The organism is Schinkia azotoformans LMG 9581, assembly GCF_000307855.1.
Classification (GTDB): Bacteria; Bacillota; Bacilli; order Bacillales; family Bacillaceae_J; genus Schinkia; species Schinkia azotoformans.
Genome location: NZ_AJLR01000124.1, coordinates 12,056 through 35,382, shown reverse-complemented (window position 1 = coordinate 35,382; position 23,327 = coordinate 12,056). Strand labels below are relative to the sequence as shown.

General features: G+C 36.4%; 29 protein-coding genes. 7 read left to right on the top strand and 22 right to left on the bottom strand.

What is annotated here, in order from left to right:
* Positions 1–12 precede the first annotated feature (12 nt).
* The 12 genes from napA to comGA form a co-directional block, all read right to left on the bottom strand.
* A complete protein-coding gene (gene napA, locus BAZO_RS14815; protein WP_003332434.1) occupies positions 13–2,550 on the bottom strand; it encodes a nitrate reductase catalytic subunit NapA in 2,538 nt (845 codons plus the stop codon).
* Between the two features lie 75 nt (positions 2,551–2,625).
* Positions 2,626–3,222: a 4Fe-4S dicluster domain-containing protein gene (locus tag BAZO_RS14810; RefSeq protein ID WP_003332433.1), complete on the bottom strand. Its 597-nt coding sequence runs from the start codon at positions 3,220–3,222 to the stop codon at positions 2,626–2,628.
* A gap of 247 nt (positions 3,223–3,469) precedes the next feature.
* A complete protein-coding gene (gene moaA, locus BAZO_RS14805; RefSeq protein ID WP_003332432.1) occupies positions 3,470–4,501 on the bottom strand; it encodes a GTP 3',8-cyclase MoaA in 1,032 nt (343 codons plus the stop codon).
* Between the two features lie 87 nt (positions 4,502–4,588).
* On the bottom strand, positions 4,589–4,792 hold the full coding sequence (locus BAZO_RS14800) for a YqzE family protein (RefSeq protein WP_003332431.1): 204 nt from the start codon (positions 4,790–4,792) through the stop codon (positions 4,589–4,591).
* Positions 4,793–4,839: 47 nt separating this feature from the next.
* Positions 4,840–5,334, bottom strand: a complete 495-nt coding sequence (locus BAZO_RS14795) for a shikimate kinase (protein WP_003332429.1) — start codon at positions 5,332–5,334, stop codon at positions 4,840–4,842.
* Positions 5,335–5,724, bottom strand: coding sequence for a competence type IV pilus minor pilin ComGG (comGG, locus tag BAZO_RS14790; protein ID WP_003332428.1), 390 nt, complete (start codon positions 5,722–5,724; stop codon positions 5,335–5,337). It abuts the gene before it with no gap.
* Positions 5,725–6,180 carry a competence type IV pilus minor pilin ComGF gene (gene comGF / locus BAZO_RS14785; protein WP_003332427.1) on the bottom strand — a complete coding sequence of 152 codons (456 nt, stop codon included), beginning with the start codon at positions 6,178–6,180 and terminating at the stop codon, positions 5,725–5,727.
* A complete protein-coding gene (locus BAZO_RS14780; RefSeq protein ID WP_003332426.1) occupies positions 6,167–6,502 on the bottom strand; it encodes a type II secretion system protein in 336 nt (111 codons plus the stop codon). The genes comGF and BAZO_RS14780 overlap by 14 nt, the downstream gene beginning before the upstream one ends.
* Entirely contained in the window at positions 6,486–6,941 is a 456-nt protein-coding gene (comGD, locus tag BAZO_RS14775) for a competence type IV pilus minor pilin ComGD (protein ID WP_003332425.1), read from the bottom strand. Before comGD ends, BAZO_RS14780 begins: the two co-directional genes overlap by 17 nt.
* A gap of 19 nt (positions 6,942–6,960) precedes the next feature.
* A complete protein-coding gene (comGC, locus tag BAZO_RS14770) occupies positions 6,961–7,275 on the bottom strand; it encodes a competence type IV pilus major pilin ComGC (RefSeq protein ID WP_003332424.1) in 315 nt (104 codons plus the stop codon).
* Between the two features lie 24 nt (positions 7,276–7,299).
* A complete protein-coding gene (gene comGB, locus BAZO_RS14765) occupies positions 7,300–8,334 on the bottom strand; it encodes a competence type IV pilus assembly protein ComGB (protein ID WP_003332423.1) in 1,035 nt (344 codons plus the stop codon).
* Positions 8,331–9,386, bottom strand: a complete 1,056-nt coding sequence (gene comGA / locus BAZO_RS14760; protein WP_003332422.1) for a competence type IV pilus ATPase ComGA — start codon at positions 9,384–9,386, stop codon at positions 8,331–8,333. Before comGA ends, comGB begins: the two co-directional genes overlap by 4 nt.
* A gap of 266 nt (positions 9,387–9,652) precedes the next feature.
* Between comGA and BAZO_RS14755 the strand changes: the two genes are divergently transcribed.
* Positions 9,653–10,345, top strand: a complete 693-nt coding sequence (locus tag BAZO_RS14755; protein WP_003332421.1) for a helix-turn-helix transcriptional regulator — start codon at positions 9,653–9,655, stop codon at positions 10,343–10,345.
* A gap of 131 nt (positions 10,346–10,476) precedes the next feature.
* The gene (locus tag BAZO_RS14750) at positions 10,477–10,719 is read left to right on the top strand and encodes a DUF2626 family protein (protein WP_003332420.1); all 243 of its coding nucleotides are present in this window, start codon (positions 10,477–10,479) and stop codon (positions 10,717–10,719) included.
* A 42-nt stretch (positions 10,720–10,761) separates the two neighbouring features.
* Here the strand turns inward: BAZO_RS14750 and BAZO_RS14745 are convergent, their stop codons facing one another.
* Together BAZO_RS14745 and BAZO_RS14740 are read right to left on the bottom strand one after the other, a co-directional pair.
* The gene (locus BAZO_RS14745) at positions 10,762–11,883 is read right to left on the bottom strand and encodes a class I SAM-dependent methyltransferase (RefSeq protein WP_003332419.1); all 1,122 of its coding nucleotides are present in this window, start codon (positions 11,881–11,883) and stop codon (positions 10,762–10,764) included.
* A gap of 33 nt (positions 11,884–11,916) precedes the next feature.
* Positions 11,917–12,558, bottom strand: coding sequence for an MBL fold metallo-hydrolase (locus tag BAZO_RS14740; RefSeq protein ID WP_003332418.1), 642 nt, complete (start codon positions 12,556–12,558; stop codon positions 11,917–11,919).
* Positions 12,559–12,796: 238 nt separating this feature from the next.
* Here BAZO_RS14740 and BAZO_RS14735 point away from each other — a divergent pair, with 238 nt between their 5' ends.
* A complete protein-coding gene (locus BAZO_RS14735; protein ID WP_003332417.1) occupies positions 12,797–12,982 on the top strand; it encodes a DUF2759 domain-containing protein in 186 nt (61 codons plus the stop codon).
* Positions 12,983–13,061: 79 nt separating this feature from the next.
* Here the strand turns inward: BAZO_RS14735 and BAZO_RS14730 are convergent, their stop codons facing one another.
* From BAZO_RS14730 to BAZO_RS14695, 8 genes are all read right to left on the bottom strand, one after another.
* Positions 13,062–14,186, bottom strand: a complete 1,125-nt coding sequence (locus BAZO_RS14730; RefSeq protein WP_235786744.1) for a YqgU-like beta propeller domain-containing protein — start codon at positions 14,184–14,186, stop codon at positions 13,062–13,064.
* 69 nt (positions 14,187–14,255) lie between these two features.
* The gene (locus tag BAZO_RS14725) at positions 14,256–15,443 is read right to left on the bottom strand and encodes a M14 family metallopeptidase (RefSeq protein ID WP_003332415.1); all 1,188 of its coding nucleotides are present in this window, start codon (positions 15,441–15,443) and stop codon (positions 14,256–14,258) included.
* Between the two features lie 64 nt (positions 15,444–15,507).
* Positions 15,508–16,467, bottom strand: coding sequence for an ROK family glucokinase (locus BAZO_RS14720; RefSeq protein WP_003332414.1), 960 nt, complete (start codon positions 16,465–16,467; stop codon positions 15,508–15,510).
* Between the two features lies 1 nt (position 16,468).
* Entirely contained in the window at positions 16,469–16,696 is a 228-nt protein-coding gene (locus tag BAZO_RS14715; protein ID WP_003332413.1) for a YqgQ family protein, read from the bottom strand.
* Positions 16,697–16,802: 106 nt separating this feature from the next.
* Positions 16,803–18,269 carry a spore germination protein gene (locus BAZO_RS14710; protein ID WP_003332412.1) on the bottom strand — a complete coding sequence of 489 codons (1,467 nt, stop codon included), beginning with the start codon at positions 18,267–18,269 and terminating at the stop codon, positions 16,803–16,805.
* 67 nt (positions 18,270–18,336) lie between these two features.
* Positions 18,337–19,860, bottom strand: a complete 1,524-nt coding sequence (locus tag BAZO_RS14705) for a rhomboid family intramembrane serine protease (protein WP_003332411.1) — start codon at positions 19,858–19,860, stop codon at positions 18,337–18,339.
* Positions 19,861–19,895: 35 nt separating this feature from the next.
* Entirely contained in the window at positions 19,896–20,423 is a 528-nt protein-coding gene (locus BAZO_RS14700) for an MltG/YceG/YrrL family protein (RefSeq protein WP_003332410.1), read from the bottom strand.
* Complete coding sequence (locus BAZO_RS14695) at positions 20,413–20,655, bottom strand: hypothetical protein (protein ID WP_003332408.1); 243 nt, start codon at positions 20,653–20,655, stop codon at positions 20,413–20,415. The genes BAZO_RS14700 and BAZO_RS14695 overlap by 11 nt, the downstream gene beginning before the upstream one ends.
* Positions 20,656–20,975: 320 nt before the next feature.
* Between BAZO_RS14695 and BAZO_RS14690 the strand changes: the two genes are divergently transcribed.
* The 4 genes from BAZO_RS14690 (at position 20,976) to BAZO_RS14675 (ending at position 23,324) form a co-directional block, all read left to right on the top strand.
* Positions 20,976–21,656, top strand: coding sequence for a hypothetical protein (locus tag BAZO_RS14690; RefSeq protein WP_003332407.1), 681 nt, complete (start codon positions 20,976–20,978; stop codon positions 21,654–21,656).
* A gap of 106 nt (positions 21,657–21,762) precedes the next feature.
* Positions 21,763–21,912 (top strand): 50S ribosomal protein L33, encoded by a 150-nt coding sequence (gene rpmG / locus BAZO_RS14685; protein WP_003332406.1) that lies wholly within the window; start codon positions 21,763–21,765, stop codon positions 21,910–21,912.
* A 63-nt stretch (positions 21,913–21,975) separates the two neighbouring features.
* Positions 21,976–22,542 carry a 5-formyltetrahydrofolate cyclo-ligase gene (locus BAZO_RS14680; protein WP_003332405.1) on the top strand — a complete coding sequence of 189 codons (567 nt, stop codon included), beginning with the start codon at positions 21,976–21,978 and terminating at the stop codon, positions 22,540–22,542.
* Positions 22,533–23,324: a DUF92 domain-containing protein gene (locus BAZO_RS14675; protein WP_003332404.1), complete on the top strand. Its 792-nt coding sequence runs from the start codon at positions 22,533–22,535 to the stop codon at positions 23,322–23,324. The genes BAZO_RS14680 and BAZO_RS14675 overlap by 10 nt, the downstream gene beginning before the upstream one ends.
* The last annotated feature ends 3 nt before the right edge of the window (positions 23,325–23,327 follow it).

The window sequence follows — 23,327 nt, the reverse complement described above, 5'->3', positions numbered from 1 at the left end:
GATGAACCCCTCCTATGCTTTCACAATCTTCACAGCGCACTTTTTATAGTCCGGCTGCTTAGAAATTGGACAATATGCATCAAGTGTTACTAGATTGATTAATGTTTCTTCAGCAAAGAACGGTACAAAGACTAAGTTTTTAGGTGGTTTTCCACGCCCTTGCATTGTTGCTTTCACTTTACATTCACCGCGTCTAGATACTACCTTCACCCAGTCGCCTTCTTTAATGCCTAACTCTGCTGCAGTTTCAGGGTGAATTTCACAGAATGCCTCCGGTACTGCACGGTGTAATTCAGGTACACGGCGGGTCATAGAACCACTGTGCCAATGCTCTAATACACGACCTGTACATAACCATAATGGATATTCTGCATCAGGAATTTCCGCTGCATCTTCGAACGGACGGAAGAAGACAGATGGACGGTGATCAGCAGATTTATAGAAATCGATATCTTTATATTTACCTTTTTGTTCCACCCCATATTGGTCAAAGCCATCTTCTTGTTTACCATCTTTATAGCGCCAGTTTGTTTCAATCCATTTACCATTAATATTACGAACTGGCCAGCAAATACCATGCTGCTTAAAGTATTCATCATATGGTGCAAGTTGTTTTGCTGACATATGGAGCTTATGACCAGCTTCTTTAGCTTTTGGATTTTGATTTTCATCAGGATTAGAGAAGGAACGATATTCAGCCCATAAGCGACCATTCACTTCATGTTCGTCTTCAAGCATGTCATTCTTATCTTTATCCCAAATGAATCCAAATAACGTATCAAACGCATCTTTATCGCCGATCTTTTTGCCTTCTAAGACACGTTTTGCAACTTGAATCATTGCCCATACATCCCATTTAGCTTCTCCCGGCGGTTCTGTACATTTTTCAAACACGTTCGTACGACGCTCTGCATTACCGAATTGTCCTTCACGTTCAACCCACATAGCTGCAGGGAAAACAACGTTCGCTAATTCAGTAGAACGAGTAGGATATACTTCAGATACTACGATAAAGGCATCAAGAACACCTTTGCCATCTGGGTCATTACCACGGAAACGGTTTAGCTTCGGCATAGTTTGTCCCCAGTTATTAGACATACTCCAAAAGAATTTAATATTACCCTTACCCATCTCACGGAACATTTTAACAGTGTGAAATCCAGGCTTTTCGATTGCATCTAAGTAGCCCTCAGGTAAATTCCAAATTAATTCAGTATAACGACGATGTTCTGGAACATCTACGTTCATATCAGCAGGTAAACGATGACTGAATACGCCAACTTCACGAGCTGTACCACAGGCACTTGGCTGACCTGTTAAGGAAAATGGTCCATTACCAGGTTCACTGATTTTTCCGGTTAATAAGTGGATATCATAAACTAGGTTATTAATCCATGTGCCACGTGTATGCTGATTCATCCCCATTGTCCACAAAGACATGATCTTTTTATTTGGATCAGCAAACTCCTTAGCCAATGCTTCGATGTCGGCAGCTGGTACTCCTGAAATTTCTTCAGCCTTTTCAAGGGTATAATAGCTCACTTTTTCTTTTAATTCTTCAAATGTAATCGACCATGCTTTTGTAGCAGATGCCCCTGGTTCTGTAACATCATAGTCATCTTTTAAAGAATGTCCTAGATTTTCAGTACCCGCTTTAAATTGACAATGCTCTTCAACGAATTTTTTATCGTATGCTTCATTTTGTATTAAATAATTAATAATAGCATTAGCAATTGCTAAATCCGTTTGTGGTCTAAATACTAAAAGTTTATCAGCTGTTTCTGATGTACGTGACTCGCGTGTTGTCAAATCATAATGTTTAACATTAGTTCCGCTTAGTTTGCGGGCAGTTAGACGAGAGTATAGTACTGGATGCATTTCCGCCATATTGGCGCCCCATGTTACAAACACATCTGCTTCATCCAAGTCACGGTAAGAACCCATCGGCTCGTCAGATTGGAATGTTGTCATAAAGCCTGTAACCGCACTTGCCATACAAAGACGGGCATTGGGGTCAATGTTATTACTTAATAGTCCTGCTTTCCAGAACTTAGAGGCAACATAGCCTTCCATGATCGTCTGTTGTCCAGAACCCCAAAATGCGATTGATTTAGGATCCTTTTCCCAGTTTTCTTTCAATTTTTTAGATACTAGTTCTAATGCTTCCTCCCATGATGCTTCACGGAAGCCATCCATTGTACCTTTTTTACTATTATCTTCACGAATTAACGGTTTAGTTAAGCGGTCTTTACCAAAAAGAATTTTTGCAACATAAAATCCTTTAACACAGTTTAGTCCACGGCTTGAACGGTTATCTGGATCCCCTTTTGCTGCAACTACTTTACCATCTTTAATGCCGACTAAAACACCGCAGCCTGTTCCGCAGAAACGGCATATTGTGCTTTTCCACTCTTCCGGCTCTACACTTTCAGCTTGTTGTACAACGGATTCTTCTTTTGGTGCATTCGACTTTTTGGAAGAACATCCAGCTGCGGCAAGCGCTGCTGTAATTGCTGTTGCTTTTAGTAAAGTTCTTCTAGTTAGATTCATTACATAAATCCTCCCTTTTCGCTCTTCTTGAATCATTTGCTCTATATTGTATTTAATGATTCAAATAAAAAAGTTTTAAAATAAACCCTTTGGAGCCCTTGGTTCAACCTTAATGGGTACTGGGTCATTGACTACACAACGCTCCACACAAATTCCACAGCCAACACATTTTTCTGGGTCGATAACAGGAGCGAAAATCGCATGAATATCGTCTCCAGGTCTCAAACGATAATCAATTTTTATCGCTTCATCAATAAAAGGACAAACTCGGTAACAAACTTCACATCTCATCCCTTGATAAGCAATACATGTTTTTTCATCTATTACTGCTACACCCATGTCAACATCCTGTCTTTTTTCAATACCCGAAAGCGCTTCCGTTGGACATGCCGCCACACACGGAAAATCTTCACATAACATGCATGGATTTTCACGGACATCAAGGTAGGGTGTCCCCATCCCTAGGCCAAAATCCTCCTTGCCCATTTTGATACTGTCATATGGACAAGCTAAGTTACATTTACCACATCTTGTACATAATGCCAGAAACTCATCTTCATCAGCTGCCCCTGGAGGTCTAATTGCTGCCTTGCTGCCAGATTTCATCAAATTTAGTAATTCAAAAGCAGCGAAACCGCCAACTAACACCCTGAGTAGGCTTATACCTCTCATACACACCCCACTCCCAATTGGTAATTCCCTATATCAGAAAGTATATAAAGATAGAGAAATTGCAGTCGTGACCAATTTCACGGGACTACCCCCAAGTTATTGACCATTTTGTGAAAGAACTGAATATTATTTTTACTACCATTTTCATAGTAAAAAAGATGTATATCCCGATAAAATATATTTTTGTAGAAAAATAAAAGGTTGGCCTCTTTAAAGGCCAACCTTTTATTAGAATAGGATATAAATTTTATCCACCAATATATGACATCTCTATTTTATTCTTGCGTTTCTTTCCTTTTCTTGTATTTTCCAATCTTTCATCTGAGTAACGATCTTTTCGATTCTCCCAAACATCGATCAAGGATTGAAGAAGACTTTCATCACTAAATTCCTGCCTAACCAATGCTCTTAAATCAAACCCTTTTTCAGCAAAAAGACATGTGTATATTTTTCCGTCTGCCGATAGTCGTACCCGCGTACATGAGGAACAAAATGAATCTGTTACTGAAGAAATTACCCCAAATTCTGCAGTAGAGTCTACATAGCGATAACGGCTGGCGACTTCACCATAATAATTAGGATCCAATGGTTCTACCGGGATTTCCTTTGAAATCATCTCGACAATTTCCTTTTTAGAAACAACCTGTGATAAGTCCCAACCATTCGAGTTGCCGACATCCATAAATTCTATAAATCTTAAATTAATATTTTTTTCTTTAAAATATTTAGCCATCGGTAAAATTTGATTGTCATTCAGGCCTTTTTTGACAACCATATTAACCTTAACAAGCAATCCAGCTTCAACAGCTGCATCTATCCCTTTTAAAACTGCATTGACCTTGACATTCCTACCGTTTATCTGACCAAAAAGCTCGTCGGCAAGCGCATCGAGACTTACATTAACTCGGCTTAAACCCGCTTCTTTCAATGCTTGCGCATATTTTGGTAAATAAACACCATTAGTTGTGAGAGCAATATCTTTTATTCCGTCAATTTTATTAAGGCGCTCCACTAAAAGGTGCATGTCCTTTCTAACTAGCGGTTCTCCACCGGTTAATCTTATTTTCTCCACACCAAGTGATGCAAATAGCTTTGATATCCGTTCAATTTCATCAAATGACAGGAGTTCACTCAGTGGAAGAAAAGGATAATTATCTCCGAATAATTCCTTTGGCATGCAGTATGCACATCTAAAATTGCATTGATCTATAACTGAGATTCTTAAATCTCTTAATGGGCGTTTTAATGTATCAACTATTTTATTAGAATTTTTCTTCATGTTTTCACCCCTTACCTCTCATTATCAAAACTCTATCATAATAGTAACAATGTGTAAAAAGAAAAAAAGCCCAAGTTTAAATTCGGGCTATTTTCGTGGGAATTTATTTTCTTTTCGTTTATTATTAACAATTAACATAAGCGCCAAAGGAAGAACGCCAAACATTCTTGTAAGTACCGGATCTTGTTCAGATTTCCTTTTTCTTTTTTTATCTAATCTTTCTTCCTTAGATGTATCTACAAATTTTACAAATTGTTCCGTTACGAATTTTACATAATCATTTGAAGACATCCCTAATCACCATCCCTATATTAATGACTAGTATCTCCAGATTTTTGTTATTTAATCAATTGTTCAATTTCTAACACGACTTCTTCAGGAGTTTTATTCGTTGTATCTACCTTGAAATCTGCTTCATGATAAAAAGGAGATCGTTCTGTAAATATCGAAAGGACATTTTTCTTCTTATCGCCATCTAAAAGTGGCCTAGTTTGGTCACCTGCTAATCTATTCAGGATTTCTTCCGGTTCACAGTGCAAATAAACGACCACGCCATTTTTTTTCATCCAGTCCCGATTTTCTTTTCTTAATATAATACCGCCACCAGTTGTTATAATCATATTTTCAGTCGGCATCATTTCCAGAAACTGATGCTCATATTCCCGGAACTTATTTTCCCCTTCTGTTTCAAAAATGTCCCGAATTGTTTTATTTAGCTTTTCTTCGATCACATGGTCTGTATCAATAACCGGAAGCGACAATTTTTCTGACAGCAACTTCCCAATTGTCGTCTTTCCAGATCCCATAAATCCTGTTAAAAATATCGATTTCATCTACCCTTCCACCCATCTCACTATTTTCTGTGTCTCTATATTAACAATCGCGTTAAAGAGCTGCTTCCTTTGTTTATTTGTTATACAGGTACCCTGAATCAGTATAACTTTAGTTTCTAATAGTTCTATCGTATACTGAATAGAGCCAATTGGATATTCCAGCCTTCCAACTAATTTATCATCCAGCGTTTTACTTTGGACTATATCATTTATATCCTGAATTCCGATTTGCAAAAGGCTTTTCAGATTTTCCAATTCCTCTTCCTCGATGTATAAACGCTGTTCGATTTTGTATATTTCTACTTCAGACAGTAAAAAAAGAGAAAAAAGAAAACAAAACATCATCGTTAGCGGCAGGATAAAGCCTCTTTGATTAAAAATAACATACATTTAGCCACCCCTATAGTATAGTATGAAAAATATAATCGGCGCCATTGATAATCTTTTTTTCGCAACCTTCTTTGCAACCTCAACTGATACGACAACACCATTCGAAACGATTTTATATTGAACGTTATCAACATTCTGTAATAATATTTCATTACCTACTTCATTTACTTGTCTACGAATATTCGTATTATATTTTTGATAACGAATACGATTGCCATTTTCCATGCTTAGATAAAGAGACCCATCTGAAATAGATAATTCCTTCGCTTGTACAATATCATTCCGTATATGTTCAAAAAACAAATCGACTTTGTACGATGTAGTCGAAATCTCAGTTTTCATAACTTTCATTACGAACGGAAAGAAGGACATTAATACTAAAAATACAGCAAAAGCAAAAAGCATATTTAGCATTGTAAACCCATCTTGCTTGGTTGCAATATTATTTTTTTGCATAGCCACATACTTTTCCTTTCTTATTCCAAGGTACTTCCCAATGGACACAAAGCTTAATTAAAGGAGCTTCTCCATCAAAGGTTAATAAATAAGTCCTTCTTCCATTTACAATCTCTTTTGTAATAGCTTCATATCCATGATCATATAAATAGGACTCCTTCTCATTGTGCAATAAAACCAATGCCTCTTTTTTATAATCAAGAATACTTCGCTCCTCATACGTTTTTATCAAAATCGGTAACATCAGCATAATTGCGACAAGAAAAATAGAGAGGGCCCCAATCACCTCCAAAATGGAAAATCCGTTACAATTTCTCAACATACGTTTGTCCCTTTCCAAATAAAAACACAAATCTATAAGCATCATCATGATGAAAAACATGCATCATTCCGGCTTTTTCAATATTACCATCCCGCCGAAAGATAACCTTTGTTGGTAACGTTTCCAGTTTGATTTTTATATTTTCAGAATACGTCCTATCTACAATGATTTTTTGGTTATAACCATTTGGAGAAATTACATATCGATTGTTTTCCGGGTAAAACCTTATAAAGGCGTCTTTATAATTTCCCATTGCATACATTTGAGAATAGGCAATATCTAGTTGGAGCTGTTTAAAAAAGTATTTAATTTCCAGCTGCTGTAAGAAAGGCTTAACGGACACAGATGTAATCGTAATTACCATTAAAAAAATCGTTAGTACGATCAACATTTCAACCAAAGTATACCCAGCTTGTTTATTTGCCCTATTTCGCTTCATTACATAGTACCGCTTACCATTACGTTCCTGCAGGCGCCGCTGGTGCGGTAACGGAACCGTCTGCAGCCAATTGAACTTGACCACCACCTGGGCATGTATAGGTTTTTATATATTTTTCAGTAATTAGAGTTTCTAAATCAGGCGGAGTTGACCCTTTCTCTATTTCATAAGCTTGAACCTGCGCCCCAACTAACTGAACAAGGGCATCACAACCTTTCTTTTTAACGGATGAATTATTTTTCGTTACATTAGGAATCGTGATAAGCAGCAATATAGAAATAATCATCAGTACAATCATCATTTCTACTAGCGTAAATCCATTTTGATTTTTCAATTAAAATTCCTCCCCGACAGAATGTTAGATTGTTTGAATCATTCCGTAAATCGGCAGCATGACTGCCATGTACAATAAAATAACAAACAGGCCGATCAATAGCATGATTGCGGGCTGTAGTGTTCGAAGCCAAAATGTAAATGTTTCTTCGAATTCATCAATAATCAAATTGCTATACTCTATAAGTTCACTTGACAAGATTCCATTTGCCTGACCATGAAGAATAACGGTAGCTAATTCTTTGTCGTAGTAGGTTGTATTTTTTAGAATGGCGGCCAATTGGTCACCTTCAAGTAGACAAGCCCTTAACCTTTTCGCCTCCTCATGAAAAAATTTAAATGGCTTTTGCTGTTCAAACACTGTTAATGCTTCATTAATGGACATTCCATTATCCAACAAATTCCCTAGGTGAAACGAAAAAAAGTAAGTATTATATTTCTTAACAACATATCTAACAAATGGAACTTTACAGAGAAAAATATATTGGTCAATAATAGTTCTTTTTCGGTAGATAAAAAAATGGGTAAGGATTACTGCTAAGCATATTGTGAGAAGTATCAATCCGATGACTGGAAGGAAAGATTTTATGTAGATGATAAATGAAATAATCTTAGATTGCGGCAGACTCATCGATTGATATAGTTGAATGAATTGCGGAATCAAAACCTTTTGCATAGCGGCTATGAGCACAACGAGTAGCAATAATAAGAATAATGGATAGCGGATTACCTTTAACGTATTTTTCTTATAAGCTTCTTTCATTTCAAGTATTTTACCGGCATTGAGTAGTCCCTTGGCAAGGTCTCCATACTTTTCAGCAAAATAAATAATACTTAAGCCATCATTGGAAAATTGAAGCGTATGAAAAGAATTGAAAAAAGGGCTACCTTGTTTTAGTTTTATTAAGATAAACTCGAGGTCCTTCTGTTTTTCATCATTCACATACAGCATTAGAAATTCAATAGCTGTTGCAAGGGTATATCCCCTACTAAGCAAATGACCAAGGCGATAAAATAATTTTGCTTGATCTTTAACTTTCCATCTTTTTTTTACTTTCATATCTTAACACCATGACAATCAAAAGGAAGATATCCTAACGCAATTCCTTTTTCGATTAAATCAGTTAGCGTTTTATAGTGGTAATTGCCCGTCAATCCCTTAGCTTCTTTAATAACCTCCTTTAAATTTTCACCATGTAAAATTTCATAAACACATAAACGATTAACCTTCCGCTGTTTTAGACAGTGGATTGAACAAGGTCCATTACAGTAAGGACACTTTAAGTTAACAAGTCTTTGAGAGGTGACACAAATTAAGGTCTGCTCAATATCTTGGATTGAAATACCTAAATCAACCAAACGGTTAATGGCACTTTTGGTGTTTTTTGTATGGAGTGTTGTAAGTACTAGATGTCCAGTCAGACTTGCTCGTACTGCAGCTTTTGCAGTTTCTTCATCGCGGATTTCACCAACCATAATTATATCCGGGTCATGTCTTAATATCGCCTTCAAACCAGTTGCATACGTAATTCCCGCCTTTTCATTCACCTGAACCTGAAGGCAGCCGGTGTCTATTCTTTTTTCGATAGGGTCTTCCAGAGTGATTATGTTGCAGTCTAATGTTTGTTGGACAGCATGAATGAGAGAATATAAAGTCGTAGTTTTGCCTGAGCCGGTCGGCCCTGTTAGGATTATTAATCCTGTTGTACGCAATGCTAATGAGAATAGTATTTTTGTTGCTTGTGGAAAAAGTGAGAGCTCCGTTAAGTGAGAGTCAATATTTTGGGGTAATATTCGTATTACCAAGCTTTCTTGTTGAAGTGTTGGGAGCGTAGACAATCGGAGACTGATCATTCTTTCATCAACAATCATTTGTATCGAACCATTTTGCGGCCGCCTTTTTTCTCCAATATCCATACCTGCAAGAAATTTAAAATGGGATACTAGCTTTTCAAATATCGGAATTGGTATTTTTTCTTTTAGGACCAGTCTGTGTTGAATCCGAAATTGAATGATCGCATCGTGTTGGCGCGGCATAGCATGGATATCTGAAGCATGTAAGAGCAGCGCTTCCTTGAGCAAAGCTTCACCTCTTTCTTCTATAAAGCCCAAACCTATACACCCTCTTTCTATTTTTCATATTTATTTCTATTCGCCATAAGAAGACAAAATCCTTCTTATTTCTTTCATTTTTTTGTTATCTTTAATTTCACTACTAGCGTTTAATATTTGTATATGTTTCGTTTAAATAACGTATAATTCAATTGTGAATATTTTCAAACAAATACCTTTTACTTGCTAGAAACAATTCCAATGTCCATCGAACTATACTATAATGACAGTAATATTAATAGTAATTATGCATAGGGGTGAAAAAGTTGGAACAGACATTAAAAATTACGAATGTACTCTCAGATCCAACACGTTTCTCAATTTATCAATATATAACTAAACATCATAATGAGGTAACAGTTCAGGAAATTGCTGATTCCTTTAATATTCATCCAAACGTAGCAAGACTGCATCTTTCCAAGCTCGAAGATGTTAATATGTTAATTTCCGAAACGAAAAAAACGGGCAAAGGTGGAAGACCTAGCCGCCTATATCGGTTATCTGATGATGTAGTTCAACTTAATTTTCCATTTAGAGATTATCAGCTCCTATCTGAAATCGCAATTGGGACTTTACTATCTCTAGGTGATATTGGTAAACAAGCACTGCTTGAAACAGGAGAGCGTTACGGAAAAGAAATAATTCAAAAGGAATTTAAACGAACAGGATTGGAATTAAACTTTAATGACAAGCTTCATTTACTTAAAGATGCAGCTTCGTTGCTAGGATTTTATCCAGAGTTTGATACAAATCCGGAACAAACAAAGGTTTATTTTAAAATTTTCAATTGTCCATTTAAAGAGGTTGCCGCCCAAGATATTGGGAACATTTGCAAAATGCACTTTGCTTTTCTTGAAGGAATGTTTAAAAGCTTATTTAATAATGCCAAACTTGTTCAAGAAGATAATATGTTCAAAGGTTGTGAATCCTGCAATTATTTAGCACTCATTCAGGACTAATACGCCACGTTTATACAAAATTTGAGATTTCAGTCATTTACACCACACAATTTGTCCATTATAATAAGTAGAGTAATTATTATCTATGTTTAGCTATGGTGAAGTTTTTTGTAAAGGAGGAGTAGTACATAATGGGTAATATGTATAAAGTTATGGCATTTTGGACTGCAATTTTCAGTATCATGTTCTACCTAGGACACATGCATACAACTTCCCTTTTATTTTTAGGGATTACTGTATTGTTCTTAGCAATAGGATTTTTACAATTATCTGAGCGTATGGGTGTCTACATATTTGCAGCATTTTTAACAGTTTTCTTTATTGGCTTCACATACTGGACAACATTTATGATGCCACTTGGTGGCGGTCATTAAAAAATAAAAAAACGATGCATATTGCATCGTTTTTTTATTTATCTAAAGATTATATAGCAACACATCATCAATTGTTATATTAGGTAATTCCTTTTTCTGAACCACCACAGTAAAGCTCGCACTGATCCCATCATCTAATAAAAGATTGCGAATAGCGCGATTTTGTTTGCTTACTTCTGAAAAAGGATTTGGATCGTAGTGTTCTTGCAGATACTCTAGTATTCCTCCTCTAAGCAGGAATTGGTATTGCTTTAACATCGCTAAAAATGTTAAGTCAACTTGTTCTCCTTTTTCAATTAAAGTATCCAAATGAATATGAGTCGTTACATCCATATCCCCAGGGTGGAGCAGCGGGTCGCGAATCATTTGATGCTTGTAGAACCCTCTTAGGCTTCCTTCCCGATGAATCGGTTCCATCCATTCCTCTTTCGTATAACCGTAGTCAATCGTGAACATAATCCCTTTTTCAAGCCAAACACTCGATTCATCAAGCCATTTATTCATCGCTATCGGAATTTCCATTCTCTGTCCGTCCCTAAGGGCAATCCCGTTTTTCCTAAGCCAATTCAGAAGTTCTACCCGTTCACAAGGAATTAATACCTCCTTTAATACATCATCTTCAACAGTCACTCTAGCCTCATAGATCTCATTTCCTTTTCTTTGTAACACATCGACTGGAAAAGCATCAAAAAGTTCATTAGAAAGAACGAAGCCTGTGTATTTGCCAATCTTGCCGAACATCTCATCCATCGATTCATATTGACATACTTTCTCGATTTTTTGAATTGTTGATAATTGTTCCCTTCGATGGTACGGGCTCATTTCAATGATATGATAGTTCAACTGGGCAAAAGTAACAGGGTCAATTTTCTCCCATTCATCTAGGATAAAACTCGCAAGACGGCCTGTTCCAGCGCCAATTTCACATATCGTTGGCGGTAAAACATCCTTTTGCACAAGTTGAACAAAAATTCGAGCTAGTACCTTTCCAAATACGCTATGAACATTGCTGTTTGTGTAGAAGTCCCCTTCTTTTCCAATCTTTTTTCTGTCCTTCATATAATAGCCGCCATCTTGGTCATATAAGGCTAGACTGATAAAGTCTGAATATGAAATACTGCCTTTTTCCGAATCCTTGATGCTCTTTTTAATTTTATTAATCAAACACTCCGCCACCTTATCAAATGCTGGATAAAGTTAAAAACCATTTAAGAAAGGATTGTCATTCATTTCATTCATGATCGTAGTTATTGGTCCATGCCCTGGTGCAACTGTAGTTTCTTCAGGAAGCACCAACAGCTTCTCATGAATGCTTTGAATTAATTGGCGATGTGAACCACCCTGTAAATCCGTTCTTCCTATACTTCCTCTGAAAAGTGCATCACCTGAAAACACAATCGATTGTTCTCTTAAATAATAGGATACGCTACCAGGAGAATGACCTGGTGTTTCATAGACCTCAAAACTAAATGGACCAATTGTCAGCTTTCCTTCTTCCTTTACTAGTTGGTCCGCTTTCTTTACGATAATCTCTTCGTCAAGTCCAAAATACTTCGAGCCATTTAAGGATGGATTCATCAACCAATCTTGTTCATTCACATGCAAATAAACCGGGCAATGCCATTTTTCCCTCAAGTCATCAACAGCACCAATATGGTCAAAATGAGCATGTGTTAAAAGAATGGCTAATGGGCTAAGTTCTTTTTGCTCCAAATTTCTAACCAATCTTTTCCCTTCACTGCCAGGATCAATGATGATACATTCCTTATTTTCGTTCTCAATTATGTACGCATTTGTTTGAAGTGGACCAAGAGGAAACTGCCTCCATTTTAATTCCATATACGAACCCCCATTTTTCACATTTTCTTAATTTTACACGAAGACTAGTTTTAATACCTATAAAATGCTATGATCAATCATAATATTGACACATACAGATAGATTTTTGTCCTCGACAAAACTACAAAAAAAGATTAAAATATATAAAGAGATGCACTTTTAGTATACATAGTTTGTAGTTTTTATTCAAAAAAATGGGTATATTAATGACAGAACTTTATTGTAAGGGGGTAGAACAGTGGGCTTAGTTATTATCTTCGCATTAGTAGCATTATTATGTCTGGCAGGTACATTCCGCTCTTTAAAACAAAAAGCAATGCTTGCGGTTTTCTTTGCAGGAGCTTCAACGCTAGTTTTTGGGTGGTTTGCTGTAATGACTTTCATCGGTATTCTTGGAGGACATGGCGTCCCAACTGCTCATTAATTTTTTGAGAGCTAAACAAATCTTTTAAGCAAAAAACATCAACAACTGCTATTTTGCAATTGTTGATGTTTTTTTATTTTTAATTTGAAATTAAGTTCGTCATTTGCTGATTAGAAATAGTAATAACCTGTTCCAGCTGTTGACCGATTAAACACCGCTGCCCATCCGGTGATAGCTTAATCGGATAGTTGTTTGGAATTTTCATTAACACTTCCTCTTTTTGATCGTCGATCGATAACGCTGTAAGCTCGTATCCCTCGTTATATTCTGAAATATCCCCTGCCCGTTTCGGTTTCATATAATAAAATATTTTCTTATCTTCATCAAAATCAAAGCTTGGGATCCACCACGCTTCTGAAAAAGTATTTAATATAGGAATATACACCTCCGTTAACTTCTTTCGTGTTTTTGATTCATAAAAAGTATATAATGATTTATTTAAATCGTTATTATCCATAGAGACGGTAATCACTACATCTTTTAGAGTAAAAAGCATAATACAGTTTTTAAGCCACTCCTCTTCCTTCAATGTCTTTAAATTAAATAGAATAAGTGGCGCATCAAGACTAGGTTCATTTTGGTCCCAATTTAAAAACCCGAGTTCATCCCTGCTTGTCCACTGAACAAACGGATTATTGACAGGAATTTCGGTTACGTCCTTCGTACTAATATTAACCTTCAAAAGTTGAAATTCCATATAGGATAAAAATTCAGTAATCACTAATTCATCAGGTTCATATGGATTCCACATAAATTGTAGGTCCTCAATCTTATTATCCCAAGAAAAAACTTCTTTTCCCATTTTATCAAGAATCCGAATATGACTGTCTCCACTTTGTTCTAATGTTTGAACAGCAAATAGGGAATGGGCAGAATTCGCTTGAATTTTAGTAATAAATTCATTTGTTTGATAAAATAAGTTCCGTTTACCCGATAATAAATTATGTAAAAAAAGAGAAGACATCTCTTTTTCACCAACAGAATAGATGACCGTATCTTCGTCATACCATTCATTTATAGAATAAAAGTCTTCATTTTCAGCCATAGCTATGGGCTTAAATGAACTCTTTGAAAAAAACTGTTTTGTAATTATACTTTTTTCTTCGGTAGTTCTTTTGATGTATGATGCATCATTTACCACTCTATTCGGAGTACTACACCCATATAAGAAAAAACATATGATGACTACGAATAATTTCCTCATTTCTTCACCCCAAGAATGGTTTGCATCAGATAGAACATCGTCCATCTGATGACTTTAATTGCTATTTTACTACATATATAATCCTGCTAAAAAAATCCCAATACTTTCATTATATATATCTTTAAATTGCGTAATAGGTAATGGATTTACTCCCTCACCAAGCTCAACTGTGAAGCCTGGCCTTTTCCATTCATAGATAAACCAATCTTTAAAGCCTGAATAACTATCCAAGGTTTGAATCGGCTTATAACCACTTTTCTTCGCAAATTCATTAACAATTGTTTTTGAATATGGCGGCTCCCGGTCGTCAAAGCCCCAATATATTTCCTTGCACTGGGTATGAAAAGCGATAACTCTATCAAAATTACTGTTCATTGTCAATGTCGCCATTGCAATCGTTTCAGGCTCTGATAACGGCCGAAAACCAGGGAAATCTCTAGGCCTAGGTTGCTGTGGTTTTCGTGGCCGTTCGAGTTCCCATTTCGCCGGAAACTGTTTATTTAAATCAACACCATTAATGTTGGCCTTCCAATTAGAAAAATCTGTACTTCCCTCGTTTAAAGCAATTACATACTCACGGGATTGATCATCCTCTGGTAGACCGTTCAATACTAATTCCACACCGTCGGGATTGACCATCGGTACAAGCGATAAGGTTGCATAATGGTATAAAGGTTCAGTTTTTATGCCGGCTAGGCTTGTTTGATTGGTAATCGATAATAAATAATTATTCAATAATGCCATTAACACCGCAGTTGTGATCCATTCATTTGCGTGAAAGGACCCATTCATATGGACCCGCATCTCGCCATTCCCAACAATCACTTCAGGGATTTCTTTATTTTGAACGGAATATCCAATCGTATTTCTTTTCATAAAGGGATAAATTTCCTCTAGCCGCTTTAAATCGGCAATCATTGTTTGGTAGGTGTAGTTTTGCTCACCAATAACAATGGGCTCTGTGACACGAATTGGAATATTAATTTTACTATTTTGGTTAAGATTTGATAGGTCACCATGATTAAGCAAGAGAAGAGCTTCTATATTCATGTTTAATTTGTTTGCTACACTATCAAAGGAATCCTCTTTGGTAATACCATATTCTTTAACAATATATCCCGGGATATTTATTATTTTATCATGTAAAGTATCCTTAACATGTAAATTGGTGTTGGAATCAATAATTAACGAAAGCGGCACATTAAAAAGCTGGCTATAGTACCAAAGTGAATGTTCCGCACGACCTTTAACTTTCATCACTACCTCCTCCTTTATCATTAGAGTATGAGAAGGTAGGAAAAATGTACATCGCCAAATGAAGTTACAGTTTGTTTTTCACAAGCCATGCGGCACCAATGACACCGGCATCGTTTCCAAGAGTTGCAATAGCCAAATCTGCTCCCATCTTAACTCTCGGTAGTGCAAATTGATTAAAATACTTTTGTATTGAATTCAATAGGAGGGAACCCGCCTTTGATACTCCACCACCAATAACAATCCTGCTTGGATTTATCGTATTGGCAATATTGGCAATAGCAAGCCCCAAGTAATAACAGGATGTGTCAACAATTTTTAAGGCATATTCATCTTTTTCAAGAGCTGCCTGTACAATCATTTTGGCTGTTAGTTGACCGGTCTGTTTATACGAAATAAACAAAAGACTTTCCGGGTGATTATCGATTTCTGCAATAGCCTGTTGTACCATTCCTGTTGCTGATGATTTCGTCTCCAAACATCCGTATTTACCACAGTTACATAATATCCCATTTTCTAGGTTCACTGTAATATGCCCTATTTCGCCAGCCATCCCGTTTGTTCCATGAACAATCTCTCCGTTAATAATAATGCCCCCACCGATACCTGTTCCGATTGTAATACAGAGCAGATCTTTTGAACCAATTCCAGCCCCCTTCCACATTTCTCCAATAGCAGCAACATTGGCATCATTATCTATTACGACAGGAAGCATTAATCTTCGTTCAAGTTCTGATTTGATATCTATATCTTTCCATCCTAAATTAATAGCTTCAAAAATAAAGCCGGTTTCCATATTCATAAAAGCCGGGGCACCAATGCCGATTCCTTTTACATTGTTAGTTGTTTGATTGTTTTCATGGAGCTTATGTAAAATTGAACTTGCGATATCAGGGATGATATTTTGACCGTCATTAGTAACATCGGTTGGAATGGACCAACGGTAAACAATATCCCCATCATCGGAAAGAAATGCAAATTTGATGTTGGTTCCTCCTACATCTACCCCAACAAGCCATTTCTCCATTTTACTCATCCTTTACTGATGCTTGTTTTAGTCTTTTCGATTTCTCCCTTTCTATTTCCTGACGAAGTAAAAGCAAAGCCATTTGAAACTCTTTTGTATCAATAAATTGCGATTTGTATAATTCCCGTACTTCATCTTCCATTAATTCTAAGTCTGCAATCCGATCGCCAACATAAATAAAGACACCGAAACGCTTCAATAACTGTTGAATATCATAAATCGTCCTCACAATAAATGCATCTCCTAATTCTATGTACTGCATTAAGTATATTAAAAAAAGATATGTTTAGCCACCTGAAAACATGAAAGGAGCCACCTCAAAATGAGACAGCCCCTTAGCGATCTGGGTCTTGCGGGTGCAGGATTGTTGGTCTGCGTTTTTTTAATGGAATTGGTGATCGAATTAATACGTCTCTAAAGGCATGCAGTGAAAATGGGATAAACGGCCAAAAATATGGGGTTTGAAATGATTTCATCCTAACCATCATGATGAGCCAAACAGCAACAGCTATGACAAAACCAATAAGTCCAAACCAGCCGGCCATTAGCAAAAATACAATCCGCACTAAACGATTAGCTAAACTCATCTCGTAACTTGGTGTTGCAAATGTCCCAATCGCTGCAACAGAAATATAGAGCACCGTTTCATTTGTAAACAAACCAACTTCAACAGCAACTTGGCCGATCATTAAAGCCGCTACTAAACCGAGTGCTGTTGCAAGTGATGTTGGTGTATGAACAGCCGCCATCCGCAAAATATCAATTCCGAGCTCAGCCAGAAAAATTTGGATAAGTAAAGGGATCTCTCCCGGTTCCTTCACTCCAATAAAACTCAATTGATCTGGGAGGTATTCAGGATGAACAGCGAATAAATACCATAAAGGCAGTAAAAATAATGAAGACCATATTGCCAAGAAACGAATTAACCGTAAATAGGCGCCAACAATCGGCTTTTGTCTATATTCCTCGGCATGCTGGAGATGATGCCAAAAAGTAGTCGGTGCAATCATAACGCTTGGAGATCCATCAATAATAATGATGACATGACCCTCAAAAATATGGGAAGCTGCCGTGTCAGGGCGCTCTGTATAGCGAACAATTGGATATGGGTTCCAATGTCTGCCACCGATGAATTCTTCGATTGTTTTTTCTGCCATCGGCACTCCATCTGTATCTATGTTTGATATAGATTCTTTAATCTCCTTCACTAAGTCAGGATCCGCAATGTCTTCCAGATAGCATATACAAACATCGGTTTTTGATCGTCTACCAACCTGCATATATTCCATCCTTAATGACCGATCACGAACTCTTCTCCTAGTTAAGGACATGTTAAAGACAATCGTTTCAACAAAACCATCCCGTGAACCGCGAACAACCCGTTCTGTATCAGGCTCTTCAGGTCCTCGAACTGGATACGTTCTAGCATCGATGATGATTACTTCAGCAATACCATCTACGACGAGCGCTGTAGGACCCGCCAATACAGTGTCGACAACAACATCCAAATCTTTGTTTTTATCAACTTCTACATAGGGAATATAGGTTTTCAACAATTTATGTAACGGCTCTGGCTCAAGGTCTTCCGGCTTTAGTTTTGCAAGGAATTTTTGCAATAAATGCAAAAGATCATCCTTTGCAAAACCATCAATAAGAAACATTGCCATCTTTCGGCCAGCATATTCGAGATCAATATGAATCACATCAAAGCTTTTACCAGCGCCCAATTGCTCCCTTAAATATTCAATATTGGGTTCAATTTTTGACTGGACGGGGTGCTTTACTTCTTTCTCCTTAGACAATGTATGTCCTCCTCAAACTGGCAATCTTCTAGATTCCATCATTAACCAAATAATGAGGAAACATACATTATTTTATTTTTTCAATTTCCGTTGCCAAAGACTTATAATCCCCTTCATATGGCTTGATTTCCAATGCTTTGTTGATTGAGTCTTTGGCTTTTTCGTAATCTCCCTTGTCTAAATAGAGTAAAGCTAGATTATAATAAGCTTCATGAAAATCATTTTTTTCTTCCACGACGGTCTCAAGTAAAGGGATGGCTTTTTCGTTCTGTCCCAGCTTGATCTCAGTGTAGGACAGCAAAAATAGAATTTCCGGTGGAACTTCCCCATTAGCTTGTACGACTTCAGATAATAATTGATTTGCTTTTTCATAGTTGCCATCTTCTATAAGCTGTTGCGATAATTGGCCAACGACCAACGGATCCTCTTTTTGATCGCTATAATAAAATCCATAAGCCAATGAAGCCCCCAAGATTACCGAAAAAAGCAAGAATGCCGCTACTTGATGAAGCGACTTTTTATGATTCGGTAAATGGACAATGGCTGAGGCTAAAAATCCACCGATAAGACCGCCAATATGAGCACTGTTATCGACCATTGGAACAAGGAAACCAAACGCAAGGTTTATGCCTAACACTACAATAATATTCCATCCCATCGAGCGTAGAAATAGAGAGGGATGGACAACCCCAAAATATAATAATGCACCGAAACAACCGAAAATGGCACCAGATGCACCCGCAGATACTTGTGTTGTAAAGGCAAAGCTTGCTACACCGCCAGTGATGCCTGCGGCAAAATAAAGGATTAGAAAGCGCCATGTCCCATAAATTCTTTCAACAGAAATCCCTAAATAATATAAAGCAAGCGTATTCATTAATAAGTGCAAGAAACCTATATGTAAAAACATTGGTGTGATAAAACGCCACCAATCTCCTTCTAAAATAGCAGGATTGTATTTTGCACCAAACTTAATTAAAGTAGAAAGATCCGTACTGCCTGAACCAACTAATTCAAGAAGCAAAAACATGATTAAATTAATCACTACTAAAACATAGGTTAAAAAAGGTTTTTTAGCGAATAAAAGATCGTTCTCTGCCTTCTTTCTATTCTTTTCTGTTTGTCGTAATCTGTTAATTAATTCTGTCGGGTCTACCATATCTGAAAACCAGCTTTTAACTTCTGGAGAAGGCAGATTCAGAAGTTTAAAAAGCCTTTCTATTTCTTGTTCCCAATTGGTCTGCTCTATTAAAACAATACGAACATTATTTCGGTTGTCGACTCGATACTCCCAGTCATCAACAGGTGGATAGGTTGAAACAAAAATATTATAAAAATCTGCCTTTTTACTATAGGATTGTTGTTTATACAGATCGATCACTCTTGTTACATTTGCCATATCCCGTACTAAATAATTTCCCCAGTTGATGTCATCCCGTACCAGTCGGAGAATATTCTTTTCTCGCCACTCCATGCGTTGCAGCCAAACTTCTCCATGATCATAGAGGTTTATAATACGAAAACGATGCTTGGTGACAAGTTCGTAAACCAAACGCCAATATAAATAATCCTGACTATTAATATTATGCAATCCCCCACCTTCTTTCGATTAATTCAATTAAATATTTACTTCTTCTTCGTAATGATCTTACCGATTTCCTCATATGACATCGAACTGTTAAGTTTGTACGTTCCAACTTGTATTGACCTTGTCCAATCTTTCTTTGTTAAAAATTGTTCGAATTCCCTACCGCTATCAACGATTCCGGCATTCTCCAGCAAATTCGCAATCTGAATACTGTCCATGCCGCTTTTCACTGTCAAAGTAAAGATTTTCTTTTCTACTTCTGGCGATGGCGGGATAGGCACTGTTTCCTTTTGCTCAGGCAGTTTTGGTTCCGATGCTTTTTGAGTTTGATTTTTTATCGCTTCGAATTCTTTACTTTTAGCTACCAATTCGTCATAGGTTTGCTCTGAAATTGAAATATACCCATTATTATTCAAGTATGCCTGTACCTCTTCGCTTGTTAGCGTATCGTTCTCTACTATTTTTTGTTCCCGTTTATTAAATGGTTGAAAATAATAGACAGCTGTAAAAATCGAAGTAGCGATAATCATTCCCGAAGCAAAGCTTTTTAAAGAATTATTTGCCATTCGTTTCATACCTTTCGTTTAAAGGGACCGTATAGCTTTCATTTCCTAATAATTCTTCCTCTAGCACTTTCATTTTTTTCTTCAATTGATAGTTTTCCTGCATAACGATCATTGTTAAATTCTCAACCTGATTTTCGAGTTCTTTATATTTGTCCTTTTTGAAAAAAGATAGGGCCAATAAAACAATTGAAAAAGAGAAAAGCCCTATGATGGCCGACTCTACAGATATCATTAACTGGTCACCCCAATTCAAGATTGCTTTTATATACCTAATACATTATAGCTTTTTTTGTAGTAATTTGCTAAATATACGATAAAAAAATTAAACGCTATTGTCGAAACTCAAAAAATTAAAATTTTTCTTTATTTTTTTATATTGTTATATCAACCGTTCGAAGTTTTCGACAAAATCACCTCGTTGTAGTCGTTATCACAACGGTGATATCATTACAGTAATAATAAAAAAGATAGATTGTGGACTGCATGAGTAAGCGATTTCAAAGATTTAGCAATGATTTTTTTTAGACAAAAATAAACTTAAGGATGTTATATATGATAAAATCAAAATTTATGAATAGGAACAATGTTGGGATATGGAGTAAAGCGAATGGGATTGAGTGGGGAACAGAGTTATTTTGGAACGTTAACTCCAAAACAAATCAATACCAAATCCCGAGTTATGCACATGCTTTAAGCAATAAGCATTCATTACAATTGGAATTCGAGGATTTTATTCATCCAAGCCGTAGTATTTTATTAAAAAAAGTAACTTTATCCAATGAATCGAAAGAAAAACAGGATTTAACTTTATTTTTCCATCAGGATTTTGAACATCAGAATGGAACAGCTTTTTTTAGCTTAAGTAACCGTACTCTTTATCATGAATATGATGGAAGCTATATGTTGTTTAATGGTCTTGTTGATAATAAAGGCATTTCACAATATACAACATGGCAAAAAAATGATTTCCAAAATAAAGACATCGTTAATTTCGTAAACGGTAGCCTTTTTTACAATCCGATTTCTTCAGGCAGAGTTAACAGTGCCTTTGCTCTAGAAACAACAGTGTTGCCATATGAAATAAAGCAAGGGTATTATTGGATGGTCTTTGGAGACAATTTAAATGAAATCAATTATTTAAATAATCTCGTTAAAAGCAATCCTGAATGGCTCATAAGGGAATTTATTGAAAATGGCTTTAGCGATGAAAGAATTATCCCTCTAAGCAAATAAGGGTTGAACATTTTGTTTATATTTGTTATTATATTTGAGTCTGAGTAATCGACGAAAGATAATAATAGTATATGAACTTATGTAATGAAAGTTTGGAGGGATATACATGCGCGTTAACGTAACTTTAGCTTGCACAGAAAGCGGACATCGTAACTATATTACAACAAAAAACAAGCGTAACAATACTGAACGTATTGAGCTAAAAAAATATTGTCCATCTTGCAAAACTCACACAGTTCACCGTGAAACAAAATAAAACAGTAGGGATATTATTCCTACTGTTTTTTTTATACTATCCAGTGTTAAGAGGTGATATGTTATGGATAAAAGACAAATAAGAAAAGACATTAAAGAAAAGTTACAAGCCGTTCCACCGGATGTTTTAAAAAAATGGTCTTCTAATATAGCAGCTAACCTATTCAATACAGATGATTGGAAACAGGCTGATACCATCGCCATTACAATTTCACGGGGTACAGAGGTAGATACAAAAGCAATCATTGAAAAGGGTTGGGAAGAAAGAAAACAGATGGTCGTCCCCAAATGTGAACCAGCCACGAAAGGAATGACATTTCGTGTATTGGAAAGCTTTGATCAATTAGAGGTTGTATACTATGGTCTATTGGAACCGAAGGAAAACGAAACGAAAGCCGTTTCACCTAGTAAAATTAAATTAATAGTAGTACCAGGCCTTGGCTTTAATCAAAATGGATATCGGGTAGGTTTTGGCGGAGGGTATTATGACCGTTTTTTAAGCGAATATAACGGAAGAAAAGCAGCTCTTGCCTTTCAAGAAGTCCAATTAGTTGATGAACTTCCGATAGAGGAACATGATGTTCCAGTTAATCTCATAGTTACAAATAAGCAGGTTATCTTATGTCGATAATTTCCAATGGTATTGTCTTATTTATACTTGTTGTGATTGCAGCAATATCGGGTTACAAGTTAAGAGCGCTGACATTATCAGGGGCCATTGCAACAATCATCGTTGGTCTGGCAACCTTGCTAGCATTCGGTGCCCAAGGTTTATTGTTAATGGGTACTTTTTTCGTAACCTCGAATTTTTGGAGCAAGTTTAAAGCAGATAAGAAAAAATCCGTAGAGGATAAAATAAAAAAAAGCGGTGCCCGTGATGCTGTTCAAGTTATTGCTAACGGTGGTGTTCCGGGTATAATAAGTTTGCTTTTTCTTCTTTTTCAAGAAAATTTCTTATTGTATATGTTTATTAGTTCATTGGCAACAGCAAATTCAGATACATGGGCATCTGAAATTGGTTCAATCAGCAAAAGTAAACCTGTCCATATTTTATCGTTTAGCAAGGTTGATGCCGGTACATCCGGTGCCATGTCTTTCTTAGGTACCATATCAGCGTTATGTGGTGCATTTTTAATAGGAATCATTAGCCATTATTTATGGAATGAGGTAACATTTCAATTAGGATTAGCTATCGGTATTGTTGGATTTATTGGCAACTTAATCGATACTTTATTAGGAGCAACCGTCCAAGTTACATATACCTGTCCGAATTGCGGATTAAACACAGAAAAAACGAACCATTGTGGGCAAAGTACGATGTATAAAAGTGGATATCGTTTTTTAAATAATGATACGGTAAACTTTTTATCTATTGCGTTAGGTTCGCTACTCATACTACTTTTTACCATGTAATGG

What these genes read in the sequence shown, in the direction of transcription:
- BAZO_RS14740 (WP_003332418.1), bottom strand. Translation starts at nt 12,558, where the DNA reads ATGGAATTAAAATGGAGGCAGTTTCCTCTTGGTCCACTTCAAACAAAT.
- BAZO_RS14690 (WP_003332407.1), top strand. Translation starts at nt 20,976, where the DNA reads ATGATAAAATCAAAATTTATGAATAGGAACAATGTTGGGATATGGAGT.
- BAZO_RS14680 (WP_003332405.1), top strand. Translation starts at nt 21,976, where the DNA reads ATGGATAAAAGACAAATAAGAAAAGACATTAAAGAAAAGTTACAAGCC.
- BAZO_RS14720 (WP_003332414.1), bottom strand. Translation starts at nt 16,467, where the DNA reads ATGGAGAAATGGCTTGTTGGGGTAGATGTAGGAGGAACCAACATCAAA.
- BAZO_RS14695 (WP_003332408.1), bottom strand. Translation starts at nt 20,655, where the DNA reads ATGATATCTGTAGAGTCGGCCATCATAGGGCTTTTCTCTTTTTCAATT.
- rpmG (WP_003332406.1), top strand. Translation starts at nt 21,763, where the DNA reads ATGCGCGTTAACGTAACTTTAGCTTGCACAGAAAGCGGACATCGTAAC.
- BAZO_RS14795 (WP_003332429.1), bottom strand. Translation starts at nt 5,334, where the DNA reads ATGAAATCGATATTTTTAACAGGATTTATGGGATCTGGAAAGACGACA.
- BAZO_RS14675 (WP_003332404.1), top strand. Translation starts at nt 22,533, where the DNA reads ATGTCGATAATTTCCAATGGTATTGTCTTATTTATACTTGTTGTGATT.
- BAZO_RS14750 (WP_003332420.1), top strand. Translation starts at nt 10,477, where the DNA reads ATGGGTAATATGTATAAAGTTATGGCATTTTGGACTGCAATTTTCAGT.
- BAZO_RS14810 (WP_003332433.1), bottom strand. Translation starts at nt 3,222, where the DNA reads ATGAGAGGTATAAGCCTACTCAGGGTGTTAGTTGGCGGTTTCGCTGCT.
- comGB (WP_003332423.1), bottom strand. Translation starts at nt 8,334, where the DNA reads ATGAAAGTAAAAAAAAGATGGAAAGTTAAAGATCAAGCAAAATTATTT.
- BAZO_RS14780 (WP_003332426.1), bottom strand. Translation starts at nt 6,502, where the DNA reads ATGTTGAGAAATTGTAACGGATTTTCCATTTTGGAGGTGATTGGGGCC.
- comGF (WP_003332427.1), bottom strand. Translation starts at nt 6,180, where the DNA reads ATGCAAAAAAATAATATTGCAACCAAGCAAGATGGGTTTACAATGCTA.
- BAZO_RS14730 (WP_235786744.1), bottom strand. Translation starts at nt 14,186, where the DNA reads ATGAGGAAATTATTCGTAGTCATCATATGTTTTTTCTTATATGGGTGT.
- BAZO_RS14800 (WP_003332431.1), bottom strand. Translation starts at nt 4,792, where the DNA reads ATGTCTTCAAATGATTATGTAAAATTCGTAACGGAACAATTTGTAAAA.
- moaA (WP_003332432.1), bottom strand. Translation starts at nt 4,501, where the DNA reads ATGAAGAAAAATTCTAATAAAATAGTTGATACATTAAAACGCCCATTA.
- comGG (WP_003332428.1), bottom strand. Translation starts at nt 5,724, where the DNA reads ATGTATGTTATTTTTAATCAAAGAGGCTTTATCCTGCCGCTAACGATG.
- comGD (WP_003332425.1), bottom strand. Translation starts at nt 6,941, where the DNA reads ATGAAGCGAAATAGGGCAAATAAACAAGCTGGGTATACTTTGGTTGAA.
- BAZO_RS14725 (WP_003332415.1), bottom strand. Translation starts at nt 15,443, where the DNA reads ATGAAAGTTAAAGGTCGTGCGGAACATTCACTTTGGTACTATAGCCAG.
- BAZO_RS14700 (WP_003332410.1), bottom strand. Translation starts at nt 20,423, where the DNA reads ATGGCAAATAATTCTTTAAAAAGCTTTGCTTCGGGAATGATTATCGCT.
- napA (WP_003332434.1), bottom strand. Translation starts at nt 2,550, where the DNA reads ATGAATCTAACTAGAAGAACTTTACTAAAAGCAACAGCAATTACAGCA.